This is a genomic window from Acinetobacter pittii ANC 4050 (assembly GCF_000399685.1).
GTDB classification, from domain to species: domain Bacteria; phylum Pseudomonadota; class Gammaproteobacteria; order Pseudomonadales; family Moraxellaceae; genus Acinetobacter; species Acinetobacter pittii_E.
The window spans coordinates 949,479-970,302 of the sequence record NZ_KB976987.1; the positions used below are offsets into that span (position 1 = coordinate 949,479).

Here is a 20,824-nt window from a genome sequence, read left to right on the forward strand (position 1 = left end):
TGATCCTTTCACTCATACTTTTTGAAATTTAGTTTATTTACGAGATGAATCTTGCAATTCAACCGATCGATAATACGTGAAAATTATAGTAATTCACGCTGCTTCAAATTACGCATCAAAGCATTTATTCCAAAATTCCACGGTGTTGCTTTATCACTGGTCATAACCGTGTTGTACAAAGTACCAAGTTTAGGCGAATGAATACGGACGACATCTCCAACTTTATGGGTAAAGCCAGCCCCAGCTTGTTCGCGATCTTGAGTAGGTGCAAATAAAGTGCCCAAGAACAAAACAAAACCGTCTGGATATTGATGGTTTTCATTAAGAGTTTGTTGAATTAAATCTTCAGGATCTCGGCTAATTTGCGACATAGAGCTCACCCCATTTAACACAAAGTTATCAGTGCCTTGAATTTGCAGTTCAACATCGCAAGTACGAATATCATTTAAAGTAAAAGTATGGTCAAAAAGACGAATAAATGGGCCAATCGCACAAGATGCGTTGTTATCTTTGGCTTTGCTTAACAAGAGAGCGCTACGACCTTCAAAGTCCCGTAAATTCACATCGTTACCTAAAGTCGCACCTAAAATCTTACCTTGGCTGTTGGCAACTAATACGACTTCCGGCTCTGGATTATTCCACTCAGACTTTGGGTGAATACCAATATTTTGTCCTGTACCTACAGCTGCTAAAACAGGGGCTTTAGTAAAAATCTCGGCATCTGTACCGATACCCACCTCAAGATATTGAGACCACATTTTTTGCTCGATTAAATATTCTTTGAGTTGTAACGCTTTTTCAGAGCCGGGTTCGATTGTTTTTAAATTATCACCGATTACGCCTTGTACAACTTCACGAATCGATTGAGCTTTTTGTGCGTCGCCACCGGCTTGTTCTTCAATCACTCGTTCTAACATGCTTGCAGCAAAGGTAACACCTGCCGCTTTAATTACTTGTAAATCAATAGGGGCTAAAAAATATGCCTTGTTGGTATCTGGCTCGGCGACAGTATTGGCAAATAATTCATCAATTGAACCAACTCGTCTTCCTTCAATTTCAGATAAAGCTTTTAAAGGATCAGCACTTTCAAGTAACTCGGAAATAGTATGAAATTTTTCCGAGATATCAAAAACTTGATTGCCTCTTAAAATAATAGGGGATGGACCCGAAATTTGACTTGGAATCCACGCACGGCCAATTAAGCATCCTTGAGTTGCATCATCTGGTAATGAGTTCTGGGAATTTAACGTAAAGTTCATTTAAAGCTTCCTTCTTTTATTTGAAATCATGATATGTTTCTTATTTAATAAACACCAATCGTAATAATTTAATTATTAATAACCAGTGGTTATCAAAAAGGAATTTTAAAAATGGCAGATTTGACTTACTCAAGTTTAAATAACTGGCTTAAATTCAAGCATTTGGTTTTGTTAGAGACGTTAGCTCGAACCAATAACATGCATTTGGCTGCCGAGCAGATGAATTTAAGTCAACCTGCCGTAAGTAAAATGCTAAAGGAAATTGAGGGCCTTCTTGGGTTTCAGGTTTTTGAGCGACTGCCTCGTAATATGCCCGTAACGGCATTGGGTGAACATGTCATTCGTTATGCACAACGTGTTTTGAATGACGCAAAACATTTTGTCGAAGACATCGAGATTTTACGGTTGGGGGGACATGGGTTTTTAAAAGTAGGGGGAATATTTGCAGCAACCGCCGTGGTAATTCCAAACTCAATTATCGAAATTAAGAAACAATGGCCGCTACTTTCTATCGATGTTGTTGAACAGACCAGTGACCATTTAATGGAAATGTTGAGTGAACATACTCTAGATTTAGCCATAGGTCGCTTTACCGATGTGACGCAAAGTCAGTTTTTCGATTTCCAGCCGTTAGGCCCTGAACCCTTCTGTATTGTTGTCAATAATGCGCACCCATGTGCCCAGAAAAAGTTTTGTACATTAGAAGAATTATTAAAATGGCCGTGGGTACTTTATCCTAAAGGCACACCCATTCGGGAGCGTATGGAAGGTGCATTCGCCCGAGCTAAAGTCAAAATTCCTTTAAATACGGTAAATACCATGTCGATGCAGACCTTTTTACAGATCTTAAAAGGGGCACCTATGGTGGGCATGTTGCCAGAAGCAATGGTGATTGATCAGGTGAAAGAAGGACAACTACAGATTTTAGAAACAGACCTGATTTTAGATGCCCAAGATTATGGAATTTTGACACGTAAAGATGAACCAGTGTCTGATATAGCCGCAGCCTTTATCAATATTTTACTTAAAAATGCAAAACGTAAGTAAAGTCCTCAGCCTCAAGTCATAGAAGACTTGGGGCTTTTAAATTAAAAGAAAGCCTATTTAATTTAGTCAAAGTTTCATCATAAAACTGATATTAAAAAGTTATCAATATTTAGAAATTATTCATTGGAAATTATTGCAAGGACTCCTTATCGTTTAATTCATGATGATTAAAAATCTTTAAGTGAATAAGAATTAGGAAAGGATCCCTGTATGAATGTGTTAATTACTGGTGGCACGGGTTTTATTGGAAAGCAAATCGCCAAAGAGATTTTAAAAACCGGAAGCCTGACTTTAGACGGTAAACAAGCTAAGCCCATCGATAAAATTATTTTGTTTGATGCGTTTGCTAGTGATGATTTACCGCAAGACCCAAAAATTGAAGTGGTGATTGGCGATATTACCGACAAAACCATAGTGGCAAATATTACAGAAAAAATTGATGTTGTTTGGCACTTAGCCGCCGTGGTGAGTTCGGCAGCAGAGGCCGATTTTGACTTGGGAATGGATGTAAACCTTTATGGCCTTTTAAATTTATTAGAAGAATTAAGAAAAAAACAAACCACGCCTCGAGTCATTTTTGCGAGTGGCTGCGCTGTATTTGGTGGTCAATTACCGGAAGTTGTAACAGATGATACGGTGGTTACACCAAAGTCCTCTTACGGTATGCAAAAAGCAGTAGGAGAATTGCTCGTTTCAGATTATTCACGTAAAGGCTTTATTGATGGCCGTGTTTTAAGATTACCGACTATTGTGGTTCGTCCGGGTAAGCCTAATAAAGCCGCATCTACATTTTTTAGCTCAATTATCCGCGAGCCTTTAAAAGGTGAAACGGCAGTTTGTCCAGTCCCGCCAGATACTCCGGTTTTTATTACTTCACCACGACGTTGTGTTGAGTCAATGATTAAGGCTGCATCAATTTCTTCAGATGCACTCCAAGATAACCGAATTATTCCTTTACCGGGATTGACCGTTACCGTTAAGCAAATGCTTGAGGCTCTTGAAAAAGTTGCTGGTAAACAAGCAACTGATTTAGTGCAGTGGCAAGAAGATAAAACGATTCAAAGGATTGTTCAAAGTTGGCCGGTTCAAGTGAAAGCTGAATATGCCGAATCTTTAGGTTTCCAAGCAGATGAGAATTTTGAAAGCATCATTCAGGCACATATAGAAGATACCCAATATTAATGGCAGTGATCGCCAATTCATGTGAGAGTTATTATGGAAGATATCAAAAATGTCACAGCTCTCGAAGAGCAGACAATTAAACGTATTTCAAGTCGCATTATCCCGTTTCTTATTATTTTATTCATTATGGCTTTTCTAGACAGAACCAATATTGGTTTTGCTGCGCTACATATGAATGATGCAATTGGAATTACCCAAACTATTTTTGGTTTAGGTGCGGGTGTATTTTTCTTGGGATACTTTATTGCAGAAGTACCGAGTAATGTTTTACTTCATCGGTTTGGTGCGCGGATCTGGATTGCCCGAATCATGATTACTTGGGGAATTATTGCCGGGCTTATGGGATTTATCCATAGTGGGACTCAATTTATTATTTTACGGTTTTTACTGGGTATTGCAGAAGCGGGTTTCTTTCCGGGGGTTATTTTTTATTTAACCTTATGGTTTCCTGCTAAATATCGTGCCCGTGTCTTCGCGACTTTCTATTTAGGGTTACCAATTGCCCAAATTATTGGAGCGCCAATTTCGGTTGGTCTTATGCAATGGGGCAATACCATTGGCTATGAAGGCTGGCGTTTGATGTATGTTTTAGAAGGGATTCCTTCCATTATTTTAGGATTAATCTGTCTAAAATATTTAACCAATAACCCGAAAGAAGCACAGTGGTTAACAGCTGAGCAGCGCCAATGGCTCATGAATACGCTAGAGCGCGAAGAAAGAGAAAAACAGCAATCTGCCGATGCTGCTTTAACAAAAGGTGAACTCATTAAACAAGTGTTTAAAAATCCTTTAGTGTGGATTATGGCGGTTGTTTATTTTGGAATTACGTCTGGTTCAAACGCGATGTTCTTCTTCTTACCAAGTGTTTTAGAGTCGTTCCGTAACACCTTTGGTATGCAAATTAGCCTTATCCAAAATGGCTTACTCACCGCTATTCCATATGCATTTGCGGCGGTTGGTATGGTTTTATGGAGCCGCCGTTCTGACCGTAAACAAGAGCGTTATAAACACGGTGCCTGTGCTGCACTTATGGCGGCTTTCGCAATTGCAATTGCTTTGATTGTGAATCAACCGTGGGCAATTATTGTGGGCTTTATTCTGCTCGCAATTGGTGTATTTAGTGCAATTAACATTTTCTGGACTATCCCTGGGCAAACTCTAACGGGTGTTGGTGCCGCAGCTGGAATTGGATTAATTAATTCGGTAGGTAATTTAAGTGGTTTTACTGGTCCATATTTAACAGGCTATTTATATACCACCACGGGCACCTATACAGTAGCGTTCCTTGCCATTGCAGGATTTGTCGCCATGGGCGGTTTAGGGTTACTGCTTTTAGCAAAGTTAAAGTCTGATAGTTTAAAAGTAGAACAACAGCGACTTAAAGTGCGGACTGCTACGGAGATGAAATAATGGCGACCATCGGGTTTGTGGGTACAGGCATTATGGGTATGCCGATGGCTATGAATTTACTCAAGGCAGGTCATCAAGTTAAGGTCTGGAATAGAACTTCCTCTAAAGCAGATAGCTTAAAAGAGGCGGGAGCCTATGTTTGCTCTGACCTTGAACAAGTTGGAAAAGATGTAGAGTTTCTGATTTGTATGCTTAGCGACGGAAAAACCTGTGATGAAATTCTATTTAAAGAGCACGGTGCAGTTTCAGAGCTAAAACCTGAAAGCACGGTTATTGTCATGAGTTCGATACCGGTTGAAGTTGCAAAAGCACAAAGTGAAAAGTGTAAAGAAAGAGGACTTAGATACTTAGATGCTCCTGTGTCCGGTGGAGAAAAAGGTGCCCAAAATGCAAGTCTGGCGATTATGGTTGGCGGCGATGCTCAAACATTTTCACATGCTGAACATGTTCTATCTGCCATGGGGCGACCAGTTTTAGTCGGAGATGCCGGCTGTGGAATGTTGGCAAAACTCGTCAATCAAATGATAGTCGCATCCACCATTGCAACCGTGAGTGAAGGTTTATTGCTTGCCAGTAAAGCAGGAGCAGACCCGATAAAACTAAAACAAGCATTAACAGGCGGTTTTGCAGATTCTCCGATTTTGCAACAGCATGGCGAACGCATGTTAAATCGAGATTTTAAACCGGGAGGTACAGCTCGAAACCAGCATAAAGATATTCATACAGCCGTTAGCTATGCTAAATCGCTTGAGTTGAATTTACCTATAGCCCAAAAAGTCAGTCAATTGTTCGAAAATATGCTTGCTGCTGGAGACGGTGAGCTTGATCATTCTGGTTTAATTCGTGAGCTTGAACGAATGAATCATATTTAATCATGTTTTAAATATCTTAATAGGTAATTGATTGATACAGCAGAACTATTGCTGCATCAATCACTACAGCTTTACAACAAATTAGGATGCTAAAAGTAAGCTGACAAACCCAAATCCTTCCAATAAAAAACTTGCTATTTAATCTATATGGATTATTATTTTTCTTTTAAAGATGAACGCTGTTAAACAAAATAATTAGAAGTTTTTGAATTCATCTTTGATTGTTTGACTTACTTATAAGGCCAATATATTAAATTTTGGTTTATTTGTTATGTCTATGCCCTTAAGGAATTTAATTTTAACTGAATTGTGGAATCTAATGAGTAAACAGCAGACTAAAGAAAAATTGATAGAAGCAGCAATCATTCTCTTTTCACAAAATAATATTGAAACGCTATCAGTGCAAAAAATTAATGAGACCGCAGGCGTAGCAAACAAGTCGGCACTTTATTACCACTTTAAGTCTAAATGGGGCTTAGTAGAAGCGGCCTTAGATCATGTTATGCAGCCATATATGGCTGACAGCCTTGAATTACTAAATGCTATTCCTTCAGATAACGTACAGGTTTCTGATGTGGTAGATGCGTTAATGAAGCCAATGGTAAAAATACTTTTACAGGATAACGGAATTCATTACTTAAAGTTTTTCTCTAAGACCATTAGTGCCGGAGATGAAGGACGAGTTATTGTTGCGAAAACCTTAGTGCCGATTGCAAATAAAGCTGTAGCTTTATTAAAACAGGCTTTACCTGATGCTGATTCTAATGCGATTTCACTTAAAGTTCTTTTTACTTTTAATATCATTTTAAATGTGATTAGTGATATTGGGCTTGAGCATTTTTGGCCAACAGATGTTAAGGACCATAGATTATTAGGAAAATATTTAAAAGACTATATTGAAGGGGGAATTCGTTTTAAAGCTGAACATTTTTATAAATAAAGAAAGAAGTTTGTCTAATTTCACAAAGATAATTTTAGAGTGTCTCATTTAACATTTTTAGAGTATCTGCATATTCATTATGCTTTAAAATAATATGTTTTATTACTTATCCTTTTGATATTGAAAATAATTTTATTGACTTAATAGAAGGAAATAATTTTCTTGATTGGTGATAAAAATAGCTTGATATTTAATCTATTTGGATTATTATTTTAATCTAAATGGATTAGATCTTAAAATTTAAGGTTCAAAATATAACAAGGGAAACCAAAGGATGAAGTTTTTATAATTTGGTCAAAATGGAAAAAAGAATTATGGAAAAGATTAATCGATTAAAGATTGCAATATTATTGACTGTTGTTGGTTCAGTGAGTTTAAGTGCATGTAATGACAGCGATGATTCCACTCAGGTAAATAATCCAACCACCCCAGAAACTGAGTTAACAGATTGCATGTGGCAAGATTCTGTGACAAGTAAACAGCATACGGGTGAAGATCCTTTAAACTATGCTTTTCCTGACTCTAACGTGACATATTGGTCATCAGAATTTACTGTACCTGAGGGTGCAAAAGTGATGATTGATGGTGATTATCCTTATTCAAGACACTTTTCATTGGTGAGCTATACTGCTAAAGGTGAGCGGGTTAACTCATTATTAGACGCTACTATTTTGCCTAACCAAGGTTCAGTTAACCCGTTTGTAGTCGGCAATAACCGTCTAGGTAAAAACCGCGCTTACTCAGCGCAATTACAATTGGGAGACCTACCAAATAGTCCTTTAAGTAATACTTTATATGCGCCTAAAACAGCAGACGGTAAAGTTGCTATTTTGTACCGTATCTATGTACCTAACAAAAATATGGATATTAAAGGTAATGTAAGTTTTCCGCGTTTTAAAGTACAACTAGCAAACGGTGACATTAAGAAAGGGCAAGACGTTTGTAATATTTTACAGGTAAAAAAAGCACCGATTGACCGTATATCAACAATGCCATTAAAAGTTACTTTGGATGCTTTTAACCAAAACAGATATGAGGGTTTTCCTGCACAACAAGAGCCAAAATGGTACAAAGCCTTTAGTGCTTTAGACAGTTTCAAATGTATTTATAAATTTGATCCGATTACCAAGCAGCCGATCGATAAATGTGAAGGTTTAACGGTAACGCCTAAACTTGGTTATTGGGCGACTCCTGATAACGAGTATGTCTATGCTGCGGTAAGCCGTAAACTAGGTAAAGTCATAGAACTTCGAGGTAAGCTTCCAAACACAGAGAAAACATTTAATAACGATCCATTTGTTCAAAAAACTGATGTCCGTTATTGGTCAATTTGTACTAACGAAGTGATTACCACTGCAACAAATTATTGTCTTTATGATGAAAATATTCAAAAAGTAGATAAAGACGGTTTCTATACCATTGTTGCGTCTTTACCAGAAGATCGACCAGCAAATGCCCGAGAAGAGTGTGGCGTGTATTTTCTTGAGCTAAGCCCGCGTGGTTCAGGCTATACAGCCGAAGACGGTAAAGCTTTTGGTCACACAGACTTTGGCTTATTTATTATGCGTAATTTATTACCGAATAATGATTTTGCTTACGCCGTTCAAAAAGTGAAAGCACCAGGCGAAGAAAAAGCAGTCATGGGCGACTATTTACCAGATATTCATTACACCTCGAAAGACGCTTTTGAAACAAAAGGATGTTCTTAAAATCTAGGTTCAAACTAAACCAATCTTTTGATGAAAGATTGGTTTTTTATTAGCTCAATAAGAAAGTTTAATTCAATAAAAATGACTCCCAAATATGATGGGATACAACGTATATAGAACATAAATAAGGAAATTTTATGAAACTTAACGTACTCACTACTTCATTGTTATGCGCTTTATCTTTCAATACATTTGCAGCAACTAAAGTAGAAAAAGCAGTTATTGATTCAAATGCTTCTTATAGTAGTAAATATAATCTCCAAAATGCTGATGAGTTTAATAACGCCGCAAGAGGTTTTATTGCTAAACCCAGTGGGCAAATAAAGAATGAGCAAGGAGATGTAATTTGGGATTTTGATGCATTTAATTTTATTAAAGATCAGGCCCCTGATACTGTAAATCCGAGCCTTTGGCGGCAGGCTAAATTAAATAATAATGTGGGTTTGTTTAAAGTTGCAGACCGTGTTTGGCAAGTTCGCGGTTTTGATCTGGCAAACATGACCATTATTCAGGGCAAGAGCGGCTGGATTATTGTTGACACTTTAACGTCAAAAGAAACTGCCGAAGCTGCTATTAAATTTGCAAGGCAGCATCTAGGCGACCAAAAAATCTCAGCGATTATTTTCACACATAGCCATGTTGACCATTTTGGGGGAGCGCTAGGTGTTATCTCTACCGAAGAATTAAAGCAAAAGAAAATACCGATTATTGCACCCGAAGGCTTTATGGAAGAAGCGACCAGCGAGAATATTATGGCTGGTCCAGCAATGACTCGGCGAGCAACCTATATGTATGGAACATATTTGCCTAAAAATACAGAAGGTTTAGTAGATAATGGTTTAGGTAAGGCTGTAGCAGTCGGACAAATCGGGATTTTAGAACCCAATCAGTTAATTACCCAGAAAGAACAAAAATTGAATATTGATGGGTTAGATTTCGTATTTTATAACGTTCCGAGTTCTGAAGCTCCTTCAGAATTAACCTTCTCAATTCCCTCAATGAAACTATATAACGGCGCAGAGATTCTTTCTCATACTTTGCATAATCTCTACACATTACGAGGTGCTAAAGTCCGCGATACGTTAAAATGGGTCAGTTATTTAAGTCAGGCTTTAGAGCAAACTCAAAATTCAGAAGTTTTTATTGCTCAGCATCATTGGCCTGTTTGGGGTAATCAAAATATTCAAGATTTTATTAAAACACAAAGAGATGTCTATAAATTCATTCACGACCAAACAGTTCGTTATATGAATTCTGGTTTAAATGGTGCTGAAATTGCAGAAAAAATTAAACTGCCGCCAGAGTTAGATCAAAAGCTATATGCGCACGGCTATTATGGCACCTTAAAACATAATGCGAAGGCTGTATATCAATATTATATGGGCTGGTTTGATGCCAACCCTTCAAATTTAGATCCATTACCGCCTAAAGATGCAGCAAAGAAATATATTGAACTGGCAGGAGGAGAGGCGAATGCCTTAAAAAATGCTCAGGACGCCTATAGCAAAGCTGAATATAGATGGGCAGCAGAAGTTTTAAAGTATGTGGTATTTAATAACCCAGCAAATTCTCAAGCAAAAGATTTATTAGCAAAAACCTATCGACAATTAGGTTATTCAGCAGAAGCGGCAACTTGGCGTAATTTCTATTTATCAGGTGCTCAAGAATTACAAGGCTTTACTGCACTTAAGAGTACGTCTGGTCGTTTAGGTTTACTGATTCATACGCCTACTGAAAGATTTCTTGAGGCTATGGCAACCAATCTCGATGTTGAAAATTTAAAAAATGAAAATCAATGTATGAACTTGGTCCTGACTGATACACAAGAAAATTTTTCATTGCGGATTGAAAACTCCGTAATGCTCTTTGATAAATATGAAAATGATCGCTTACCAACAAACTGCCCAACGTTAAAGCTGACTAAACTTTTATATTTGCAGTTAATTACAGGTGGGGCCGATGCTTCAAAAGTCTTAGTTTCTAAAGACAGTGAAGTAAAAGGAAACCCATTAAAAATTGGTAAGTTCTTCTCTTTATTTAAAAAGTCTAATAATGGTTTTCCAATTGTGACTCGACCAGAGAGTTGAAAATATCAGCAGCACTTGCACTGAGAAAATCATCAGGTGCTGCATGAGTAAGCCGTAAGCTTAGCAGTTCAAATTGCTCATAATCTTTAATAGTTGCATTTTGCACCATGCTATTTGATGTTCATCGGACTTTTGACGGTCCCAATATAAATTCATTTGGTATCCATCTATATCAATAGGGAGTGGATGTACCTTAAGTTGAGGATAATCATCTTTAAAATAAGCAATTTGACGTTGAGGAATAGTGAGTAAATGATCCGTTTGGGTAATCAGTCGAATCGCGGTTTCATATTGTTGGCAGCGGAAACTTATTGTTCTTTTAATACCTTGTTTAGACAAGAAAAAATCTTCAAATACACGACCTGTGGGACGGGAGGAAACGGTAATGTGTTTAGCCTCTAAATAGATTTCTTTTGTTAGTTCCGCTGACGATAATAAGGGGTGCTGGTTACGGCTTATGACTACAAATTGATCTTTAGAAAAGCATTCATAATTAATGCTTTCTTCGACAGAATGTTCAACATCAATCGCAAAATCGATTTTTCCTGTTGAAAGTTCATGTCTTAAATTCTTACGGTCAATACGTACACTGTTTAGCTGCAAATTAGGGTTAAATTGGGTTAAGTGTTGAATTATAGAAGGTAAATAAATCCATTCATATTCATCATTCATAGCAATGGTGAGATGAGTCAAATCACGTGCGGGCTGAAAGTCATGTGTGCTTTGAATTGCTTGCTGCATAAGTTGCAATGACTGTTCGATTGTAGGCCACAAACGTTTAGCTAACGGTGAGGGAACAACGCCATGTCCATCTCGAACAAATAGTGGGTCATTAAAGTGATCGCGTAAACGAGCTAAAGCATGACTAACAGCAGGTTGGCTAAGAAAAAGTTGTTCACTCGCCCGTGTTAGATTTTTTTCTTTATAAATTGCAACAAATACACGAAATAAATTGAGATCAATACGAGCAAGAGAGGCAATATTATTATTCATTTCATTCATAGTTTGTTATTCAAACAATTCATTTTATTCATTGTAACAAGTTAGCTATGGTCAGGAAATAGCATAAAAAATAGAGCGATTAAAACCGTGAATTTTGAACGTAGCGCTTGTGGCAAATAATATTTAGAAAGCGTTACTTACAACTAATTTTATTAAACCTAGGAACATAAGGAAATGATATGGCAACACATTTATTTGATTTGACTGGAAAAATAGCCTTAGTTACAGGTGCAAGTCGTGGCATTGGTGAGGAAATTGCCAAACTATTAGCTGAACAAGGTGCACATGTAATTGTCTCTAGTCGGAAAGTTGAAGATTGCCAACGTGTTGCTAATGAAATTATTGCAGCAAATGGAAAGGCAGAGGCTTTTGCTTGCCATGTGGGTAAACTAGAAGATATTACAGAAATTTTTGAATATATCCGTAAAGAACATGGGCGTTTAGATATTTTAGTCAACAATGCGGCTGCCAATCCCTATTTTGGGCACATTCTTGATACGGATATTGCTGCATATAACAAAACGGTTGAAGTCAATATTCGTGGATATTTCTTTATGTCTATTGAAGCGGGCAAATTAATGAAAGAACAGGGCAAAGGTGCAATTGTTAATACGGCATCTGTAAATGCTCTACAGCCAGGAGACAAACAAGGAATATATTCTATTACCAAAGCTGCTGTGGTTAATATGACCAAAGCATTTGCAAAGGAATGTGGGCCGTTTGGTATTCGAGTGAATGCTTTATTGCCGGGTCTTACCAAGACCAAATTTGCTTCGGCACTCTTTGAAAATGAAGATATTTATACAAGCTGGATGAGTTCAATTCCATTACGCCGTCACGCAGAACCACGTGAAATGGCTGGAACTGTACTTTATTTAGTGTCAGATGCTGCGAGCTATACGAATGGTGAATGTATTGTGGTTGATGGCGGTTTAACGATTTAGGGAAGAATAGCAATGTACGAACATTATTCAGGTCAAGTGGTCTTAATCACAGGTGCGGCGAGTGGATTTGGTGCATTGCTGGCAGAGCAACTGGCAAAGTATGGCGCAAAATTAGTGTTGGGTGACTTGAATGTTGAAGGGTTAAATACTGTAGTTGAACCGCTACGCCAAGCAGGAGTGGAGGTGGTCGCGCAAGTGTGTGATGTCAGCTGTGAAGCAGATGTACAGGCTTTGGTGCAAAGTGCAGTTACTCAGTTTGGTAGAATCGATGTCGGGATCAATAATGCAGGTATGAGTCCGCCTATGAAAAGCTTTATTGATACCGATGAAGCAGATCTGGATTTGAGTTTTGCCGTCAATGCCAAAGGTGTGTTCTTTGGAATGAAGCATCAAATTCGTCAGATGTTGCAACAAGGTGGTGGCATTATTCTGAATGTTGCTTCTGTTGCAGGTTTAGGCGCGGCTCCCAAATTGGCTGCCTATGCTGCGGCAAAGCATGCTGTGGTGGGATTAACCAAAACAGCAGCGATTGAATATGCAAATAAAGGCATTCGAGTTAATGCAATTTGTCCATTTTATACAACCACCCCGATGGTGGTCGACAGTGAACTCAAAGAGAAACAAGACTTTTTAGCGCAGGCCTCGCCAATGAAGCGTCTTGGCCATCCAAGCGAAGTAGTGGCAATGATGCTGATGATGTGTGCCAAAGAAAACTCATATCTCACAGGTCAAGCCATTGCAATTGATGGCGGCGTGACAGCTTATTAAAACATTTATTAAATACATCTTATTTATTTATTTAGGAAAAAATCATGACAATTAATTTAAACAATCGAGTGGCTATTGTTACAGGTGCAGGCGCTGGTCTAGGGCGGGAACATGCGCTGTTACTCGCTCGTTTGGGTGCAAAAGTGGTCGTGAATGATCTGGGTAGTGATGTAAACGGTAAAGGCGGCTCAACCATGGCAGCCCAAAAAGTTGTAGACGAAATTATTGCAGCCGGTGGTGAAGCAATTGCAAACGGTGCTTCAGTTACGGATATTGAACAAGTTCAACAGATGGTAGAGCAAACCATTGCCCGTTGGGGACGGGTGGATATTTTGGTCAATAATGCAGGCATTCTCCGTGATAAAACCTTTAGCAAAATGTCCTTAGACGACTTCCGTACCGTGATTGATGTCCATTTAATGGGGGCAGTCAATTGTACAAAAGCGGTATGGGATATCATGCGCGAACAAAAATATGGTCGTATTGTTATGACGACTTCATCTTCTGGGTTATATGGCAATTTTGGCCAATCGAACTATAGCGCTGCAAAAATGGCATTGGTTGGACTCATGCAGACACTGGCCTTAGAAGGTGAAAAATCGAATGTTCGGGTGAACTGCCTAGCGCCAACAGCTGCCACTCGTATGCTTGAAGGATTATTGCCCGAAGAAGCCCTTAAAGCTCTTGCTCCAAGTGCGGTCAGTCCTGCAATCGCGACTTTGGTTAGCGAAGATGCACCTACTCGTATGATTCTTTGTGCTGGCGCAGGTAGTTTTGAAGCTGCCCACATTACCCTTACGCAAGGAATTTATTTAGGTACGGATGAACAAGTTCCGCATGTTTTAGCACAACGTTTAGCTGATGTTTCAGATCGAACAGATGAGTTTGTGCCTGTCAGAGGAGGCGCTCAGGGTGAGCTTGAGCTGAAAAAAGCTTCATTAATGGCAGGAGAATAATTTTGACAAAAAATACATTAAGCATCGACCAACTGGTTGAGTTGCAAGGCCAAGCATTAGGTAGCTCGCAGTGGATGATCATTGATCAAAGCATGATTAATACCTTTGCGGATGTCACACAAGATCATCAATTTATTCATGTGGATGAAGAAGCAGCTCGTCAGACACCTTTTGGTGGCACGGTTGCCCATGGCTTTTTAACTCTCTCTTTACTTTCAGCGATGGCTGCTCAGGTCTTGCCTACTGTACAAGGGCAGAAATCAGGCGTGAATTATGGGATCAATAATTTGCGTTTTATTAGTCCTGTGCATAGTGGTAAGAGAGTGCGTGGACATTTTCACTTAAAAAATGTTTCCCAAAAAAATAAGGGAAGTTATCAATTGATCATGGAAGTCACGATTGAAATCGAAGACGAAGCAAAACCAGCACTCGTGACAGAGTGGCTTACACTTGTAAATGTATAGGAATAACCCATGAGCAATGAATTAATTCTCTCTCGTCGTGATGTAGATTTTTTGCTATTCGATTGGCTAAAAGTCGAAGAACTCAGCCAACGCAATTCTTTTGCAGGACAGGACCGTTTTGAATATACGTCTGTTTTAAACGTTTACGAGGCCCTAGCAACCGATTTATTTGCTCCACATAATAAAAAAAATGACAGTAACGAACCTGTTTTTGATGGTGAACGTGTCACTGTTAATCCTGAAGTCGGGGTTGCACTTAAGGCATTTGCTGAGGCGGGTTTAATGAGTGCAGCGTTTCCATCGGATTGGAATGGCATGAGCTTACCTAATACCATTGAGCGGGCAGGTATGGCCTATCTACTCGGTGCCAATTCAGGGACAGCAGGTTATGCTTTTTTAACCATTGGTAATGCAAATTTATTGATGGCGCATGGTGAGCCTGAAAAAGTTAGACCCTATGTCAATGCCATGATAGAAGGTAAATGCTTCGGAACGATGTGTTTGTCTGAACCACAAGCTGGTTCAAGTCTTGCTGATATTCGGACACGTGCGATTAAAACAGAAGATGGTCGTTATCGTTTGTTTGGAAACAAAATGTGGATTTCAGGCGGTGAGCACGATATCTCTGACAATATTGTTCATTTGGTTTTGGCAAAAATTCCAGATGAAAATGGACAATTACCAGCAGGTGTACAAGGCATTTCTCTGTTTACCGTACCGCGTAAATTACTCGATGAAAATGGACAACCAAGTGAACGCAACGATGTGGTGTTGGCTGGAATTAACCATAAAATGGGCTATCGGGGAACCGTCAACTGCGTGCTGAATTTTGGTGAAGGTCGTTACACACCTGAAGGAGAAGCTGGCGCAATTGGTGAGTTGGTTGGCGAAGCCGGTAAAGGGCTGGCCTATATGTTCCATATGATGAATGAGGCCCGAATTTCAGTTGGTCTTGGAGCGGCCGCATTGGGGTATACAGGTTATTTGCATGCTTTAGATTATGCAAAAACTCGAGTACAAGGACGCTCTCGTAGCGAACGTAATCCAAGTTCGCCACAGATTCCACTTATTCAACATGCCGATGTTCGCCGGATGCTCTTGGCGCAAAAAGCGTATGTCTCAGGCGCGTTAGCACTCTGCCTATATGCAGCTCGATTAACCGATGATATTCAATCGCTTGAAGATGCAGAGCAACGCAATCAAACCCATCAATTACTTGATTTATTAACGCCAGTGGTGAAAAGCTGGTCTTCTGAATGGGGACTAGTCGCCAATGATTTAGCGATTCAAGTTCATGGCGGATATGGTTATACCCGTGAATATAATGTTGAACAGTTTTATCGGGACAATCGACTTAATCCAATTCATGAAGGAACATTTGGCATTCAGGCACTCGATTTATTAGGACGGAAAACTCGTCTTAATCAGGGGCTGTCAATGAAACTATTACATGAAAAAATCATCAATACGATTGAACAAGCCAAAGCAGAGCCTTCTTTAAAAGGTCATGCGGATCAATTAGCTCAAAAGTGGCAACTCATCCGAAATGTAACAGAGAAATTGCATGCATTAACCGATGTAGAACTTCAACTGGCAAATGCCGCCAATTATCTGGAAGCTTTTGGACATCTTGTGGTGGGGTGGTTATGGCTTGATCAAGCGGTAGTCATTCATAAACTCATGCCAAACTCAACAGACCCTGATTTTCTGCATGGGAAGCTTGCAGCGTGTGATTATTTCTTTGGCTGGGAAATGCCGAAAATTATAAGTTGGTTAGCTGTACTGGATCCGGTAGAGACGACTCCACTCAATATGCCGGAAGAATGGTTCTAGTAAGAACCATTCCTTAGACAACCCATTAAATGAGCAGGAGTAGAACCTGATTTTATAGAAATTGCCTAATAACAATCATCATGTAAAAACAAAATTTGGGTGTTCAGTATAAGAGCGCCCTAATAAGTAAAAATAAAAATCTAGGACGGATTAAAAGATGAAAAAGAAAACATTAGTCATGGTCATGGCTTCATTTTGTACGAGCCCACTCTATGCAGCAGCATTTGATCGAACAGGACAATCAATTTCTGCATTTCTACAACCTGGTAATTATTTTGAGGCAAGTTTATCTGTTTCAGACACTTCGTTAGAAGGACAAGAAGCAGGTACAAACCCAACACGTAATAGTATTTCTGATATTGCAAACTCTGATTATCGTCCCAGTGCAGCTTTAAAATTACAGTTAGCACCTCAGTTCTCATTTGGTTTTCTTTATGATCAGCCATTTACTTCCGACTCTGAATATTATGGAAATAACAGCTTTGTTGCTAAGCCGAGTGATACGATTTTAGTACCAGGCATTGATTCAGCAACACTTGCCCAAAAGACTGGTGGAGAAGCCGTAACAGGGAACACCAAATCGAATTTTGTTATGCAAAATTTTAGTCTGATATTTGGTTATCAACCGGATAAGAACTGGAACTTTTATGCAGGTCCTGTTTATCAGACGTTTAAAAGTAACGTCAATTTAAGAGGCCAAGTTTTCAGTTTATATAATGGCTATGACTTTAATGCTAAAGAGGTTGGAGATTGGGGATGGTTGGCAGGATTTGGTTATCAAATCCCAGAAAAAGCCATTAAAGCCTCATTGACCTATCGTTCAGAAATTATGCATGAAGTGACTGCCAATGAAAATGCACCACTGGTTGATATGTTAAGTACGCAGCAAGGCCGTGATTTTCTTGATCAGCATTTAGCGTATATGGTTTCTATAGGACAACTCACTGAATCACGTAAAGAAGCACTTAATCATATTATTGCAGGCTTACCTTCAGCAGGAACGTCAGGTCCAACTAAATTTAGAGCGCCAGAGTCAGTAAATCTGGAGTTTCAGACCGGATTACGCAAAGGCACTTTATTGTTTGGTAACGTGCGTTGGGTTCACTGGAATGATTTTGAGTTTAAACCATACCGTTTTGGTGAAATCTCAGAAGTTGTTGGGGTCCTATCAACGCCAAGTCGTCCAAATGGCTTTAATTTAGTTCGTTATTATGACGATCAATGGTCTGCTAATCTTGGGATTGGACAACGTCTAAGCGATAAATGGACAGGTTCAGTTTCTGTAGGTTGGGACTCGGGAGCAGGTGAACGTGTTTCTACAGGTGGGCCTGCTAAAGGTTATTACAGTGTTGGGCTTGGTGCCCAATATAGTCCAACCGCTAAATACTTTATTTCAGGTGGAGTGAAGTATCTATGGCTAGGTAATGCCCAAGGTCAGCTGGGTGCACAGGCAGGCAGTGAATATTATGTCGGCGAATATAAGGATAACTATTCAATTGGTTATGGTTTGAAAATTGGTTATAAATTTTAATTCAACTATTTGATAGATCGCTTATTTATATAGAAGGATTTTTTCGGTAAGAGAGTAAGCAGATCAAGAGAATAAAGAAAATATAAAAAGTGGAGTAGGAATAGTTCCATTTCTCCCTCTCATAAAAGGACAATAAGATGAAAAATCAAATTTGGTTAGATGAATATAAGCAATGGAATATTGAAAGTACGATTACATTGCCTGATGAACAAACTTCACTTCTCGATTTTTGGGACAACAGTTTTAATAAGTTTCAGAAAAGAAATGCTTTTATATTTGCAGATAAGTCTTTTACTTATGGGGAAATCGACTTATACAGCCGAAAAATAGCAACGTTCTTGCAAGGTTTGGGCCTAGAAAAAGGTACACGTGTTGCCATAATGATGCCCAATATTATTCAATACCCAGTTATTTCGCTTGCCGTGATTCGCGCAGGCTATATTCTGGTCAATATTAATCCACTATATACGGCGCGTGAATTAAAGCATCAATTAAACGATGCAGGCGCAAAAGTCTTGTTTATATTGGAACAGTTTGTACCTATTTATGAGGCTGTCAAAGAACAAGTGGCGGTTGAACAGATTATCACTACAACTATGACAGAAATGTTAGATGAACCCGCTCCAAGGTTAGACACATCAGATTCAAAATACTACGATTTTAAGCAAATCTTGTTGACGGTAAATGCCCAAGATTATATACGCCCCAAACTTATTCTTGAGGATACTGCACTTTTGCAATACACAGGTGGGACAACGGGTGTATCAAAAGGTGCAGAACTAACCCATAAAAATATTGTCGCCAATTTATTACAAAATAATGTGATTTTTAAAAGCTACTTTGGTGACCGAGATGCTTTTGAAGATGAAATCGCAATCTGTGCCTTACCGCTTTATCATATTTTTGGCTTTACTGTCTGTTTACTGCACAGCGCAATAAATAAAGGTTATACCACTGTTTTAGTTCCGAACCCACGTGATTTAGATGCTCTTGTGCATTGTTTTGAAAAGTATCGTCCTACCGTTTTTCCTGCCGTAAATACTTTATTTAATGCACTGCTTAATCATGAAGGCTTTAATAAATTGGACCATAGCCGTTTGGAGATTACTACAGGCGGCGGTATGGCAATTTTGAAATCCACCGCCGATGGATGGGAAAAGCTGACAGGGCGTATTATCCGTGAGGGATATGGCTTATCAGAAACCTCTCCTGTTGCGACATTTAACCCGCCGATTTCTAATTGTTTTAGTGGCACGATTGGTATTCCTGTGCCAAGTACAGATATCGCTATTTTGGATGATGAAGGCAATCCATTACCGCCCGGTGAAAATGGAGAAATTGCAATCCGCGGTCCGCAAGTCATGAAAGGTTATTGGAATTTGCCTGAAGAAACTAAAGCAGTCATGACTGATGATGGTTTCTTTAGAACGGGCGATATTGGTTTTATGAATGAAAAAGGCTATACCAAAATTATTGATCGCAAGAAAGATATGATTTTAGTTTCAGGCTTTAATGTTTTTCCAAATGAAATTGAAGAAGTTTTGGCTCAGCATCCAAAAATTTTGGAAGTCGCCGTGGTTGGTATTGCCGATGAAAAATCGGGTGAAGTACCTAAAGCTTTTATTGTTAAAAAAGACGCTTCTTTATCGGTTGAAGAAATCCAGACCTATGCCAAAGAAAACCTGACAGGCTACAAACAACCCCGTCATATCCAATTTATCAATGAATTACCTAAGTCAAATGTGGGTAAAATTTTAAGAAAAGAACTAAAGGTTTAGTCAGAATTTTTTAATTAAAAACATAAGTATTCATGGGCTGGAATGCCTATAAATGAAAAAGGAATAAGATTATGGGTTCAGGATTAATTACCGTATTTTTACCTATTGCACTTGCAATTATTATGGCTGGTTTGGGTCTAGAGTTAACCATAAATGACTTTAAACGCGTACGACAACACCCAAAAGCTGTCTTTATCGCATTATTTTGCCAACTGGTTATTTTAGTCAGTATTGCTTTTATTATTTGTAAGATTCTTGCTTTACCACCCATGCTCGCCGTGGGTTTAATGCTACTTTCTGCATCACCGGGTGGACCAACTGCCAATTTATTTAGTTATCTCTATAAAGGCGATATTGCTTTAAATATTACTTTAACAGCTATAAATTCGGTGATTGCTGCATTTACACTTCCATTAATTGTGAACTTTGCAATACAACATTTTATGGAAAATGGACAAAATGTAGGATTGCAATTCTCTAAAATCATACAAGTTTTCCTTATTATTTTAATACCTGTCGGTATTGGAATGTTAATCCGCCATTTTTCACCCCATATAGCTGAAAAGCTCAATAGACCTGTACGTGTTTTTGCTATTGTTTTTCTAGTAACAATTATCATATTAGCAGTTGTGCGGGATTACCAAAATCTGATGACGTATCTTGGGCAAATTGGGTTAGCAACTTTACTGTTCTGTGTGTGTAGTTTAATGGTGGGCTATTTTGTTCCACGATTATTCGGTGTAAATAGCTTTCAGGCAAAGGCTTGTGCGTTCGAAATAGGGATTCATAATAGTACTTTAGCCATGACCATTGCTTTTACTGTAATGGAAAGCAATATGGCTGCCATGCCAGCAGCGGTGTATTCATTATTTATGTACATTGTTGCAGCAAGCTTTGGTTCATTGTTAAATCGCTTGGAAAAGAAAGATATTTCGCAGCTCTCAACAACGACTTAAATGAACTAAAAGGTTTCTTTAATTTTCAATTAAAAGGAGGTTAAAACCTCCTTTTTGGTTCTATTAATTGTTTTCTAGAACTTGTT

17 protein-coding genes are annotated in these 20,824 nt (G+C 38.7%); 15 read left to right on the forward strand and 2 right to left on the reverse strand.

From position 1 onward, the window contains the following. Positions 1–83 precede the first annotated feature (83 nt). The gene (locus tag F931_RS08345) at positions 84–1,259 is read right to left on the reverse strand and encodes a fumarylacetoacetate hydrolase family protein (protein WP_001011893.1); all 1,176 of its coding nucleotides are present in this window, start codon (positions 1,257–1,259) and stop codon (positions 84–86) included. 111 nt (positions 1,260–1,370) lie between these two features. Between F931_RS08345 and F931_RS08350 the strand changes: the two genes are divergently transcribed. The 7 genes from F931_RS08350 (at position 1,371) to F931_RS08380 (ending at position 10,506) form a co-directional block, all read left to right on the forward strand. Beyond that, complete coding sequence (locus F931_RS08350) at positions 1,371–2,306, forward strand: LysR family transcriptional regulator (RefSeq protein ID WP_000774594.1); 936 nt, start codon at positions 1,371–1,373, stop codon at positions 2,304–2,306. A 210-nt stretch (positions 2,307–2,516) separates the two neighbouring features. After that, complete coding sequence (gene denD, locus F931_RS08355) at positions 2,517–3,488, forward strand: D-erythronate dehydrogenase (protein ID WP_016140943.1); 972 nt, start codon at positions 2,517–2,519, stop codon at positions 3,486–3,488. Positions 3,489–3,521: 33 nt separating this feature from the next. Next, on the forward strand, positions 3,522–4,898 hold the full coding sequence (hpaX, locus tag F931_RS08360; protein ID WP_016140944.1) for an MFS transporter: 1,377 nt from the start codon (positions 3,522–3,524) through the stop codon (positions 4,896–4,898). After that, positions 4,898–5,770, forward strand: coding sequence for an NAD(P)-dependent oxidoreductase (yhaE, locus tag F931_RS08365; protein WP_016140945.1), 873 nt, complete (start codon positions 4,898–4,900; stop codon positions 5,768–5,770). The genes hpaX and yhaE overlap by 1 nt, the downstream gene beginning before the upstream one ends. A 319-nt stretch (positions 5,771–6,089) precedes the next feature. Continuing rightward, positions 6,090–6,710, forward strand: a complete 621-nt coding sequence (locus tag F931_RS08370) for a TetR/AcrR family transcriptional regulator (RefSeq protein WP_016140946.1) — start codon at positions 6,090–6,092, stop codon at positions 6,708–6,710. 314 nt (positions 6,711–7,024) lie between these two features. Then, a complete protein-coding gene (locus F931_RS08375; protein WP_016140947.1) occupies positions 7,025–8,419 on the forward strand; it encodes a hypothetical protein in 1,395 nt (464 codons plus the stop codon). Between the two features lie 137 nt (positions 8,420–8,556). Then, complete coding sequence (locus tag F931_RS08380) at positions 8,557–10,506, forward strand: alkyl/aryl-sulfatase (RefSeq protein ID WP_016140948.1); 1,950 nt, start codon at positions 8,557–8,559, stop codon at positions 10,504–10,506. A gap of 60 nt (positions 10,507–10,566) precedes the next feature. Here F931_RS08380 and F931_RS08385 read toward each other — a convergent pair whose 3' ends face one another. Continuing rightward, positions 10,567–11,508: a LysR family transcriptional regulator gene (locus F931_RS08385; RefSeq protein WP_016140949.1), complete on the reverse strand. Its 942-nt coding sequence runs from the start codon at positions 11,506–11,508 to the stop codon at positions 10,567–10,569. 179 nt (positions 11,509–11,687) lie between these two features. Between F931_RS08385 and F931_RS08390 the strand changes: the two genes are divergently transcribed. From F931_RS08390 to F931_RS08425, 8 genes are all read left to right on the forward strand, one after another. Continuing rightward, the gene (locus tag F931_RS08390) at positions 11,688–12,452 is read left to right on the forward strand and encodes an SDR family oxidoreductase (protein ID WP_016140950.1); all 765 of its coding nucleotides are present in this window, start codon (positions 11,688–11,690) and stop codon (positions 12,450–12,452) included. A 12-nt stretch (positions 12,453–12,464) separates the two neighbouring features. Beyond that, positions 12,465–13,220, forward strand: coding sequence for an SDR family NAD(P)-dependent oxidoreductase (locus F931_RS08395; RefSeq protein WP_016140951.1), 756 nt, complete (start codon positions 12,465–12,467; stop codon positions 13,218–13,220). A 44-nt stretch (positions 13,221–13,264) separates the two neighbouring features. Next, positions 13,265–14,176, forward strand: a complete 912-nt coding sequence (locus tag F931_RS08400) for an SDR family NAD(P)-dependent oxidoreductase (RefSeq protein WP_016140952.1) — start codon at positions 13,265–13,267, stop codon at positions 14,174–14,176. Between the two features lie 2 nt (positions 14,177–14,178). Continuing rightward, positions 14,179–14,640: a MaoC family dehydratase gene (nodN, locus tag F931_RS08405; RefSeq protein WP_016140953.1), complete on the forward strand. Its 462-nt coding sequence runs from the start codon at positions 14,179–14,181 to the stop codon at positions 14,638–14,640. A 9-nt stretch (positions 14,641–14,649) separates the two neighbouring features. Then, positions 14,650–16,473, forward strand: a complete 1,824-nt coding sequence (locus F931_RS08410) for an acyl-CoA dehydrogenase (protein WP_016140954.1) — start codon at positions 14,650–14,652, stop codon at positions 16,471–16,473. Positions 16,474–16,630: 157 nt separating this feature from the next. Continuing rightward, positions 16,631–18,004, forward strand: coding sequence for an outer membrane protein transport protein (gene fadL / locus F931_RS08415; RefSeq protein ID WP_016140955.1), 1,374 nt, complete (start codon positions 16,631–16,633; stop codon positions 18,002–18,004). Between the two features lie 137 nt (positions 18,005–18,141). After that, positions 18,142–19,782 carry a long-chain-fatty-acid--CoA ligase gene (locus F931_RS08420; RefSeq protein WP_016140956.1) on the forward strand — a complete coding sequence of 547 codons (1,641 nt, stop codon included), beginning with the start codon at positions 18,142–18,144 and terminating at the stop codon, positions 19,780–19,782. 71 nt (positions 19,783–19,853) lie between these two features. Next, entirely contained in the window at positions 19,854–20,738 is an 885-nt protein-coding gene (locus F931_RS08425) for a bile acid:sodium symporter family protein (RefSeq protein WP_016140957.1), read from the forward strand. The last annotated feature ends 86 nt before the right edge of the window (positions 20,739–20,824 follow it).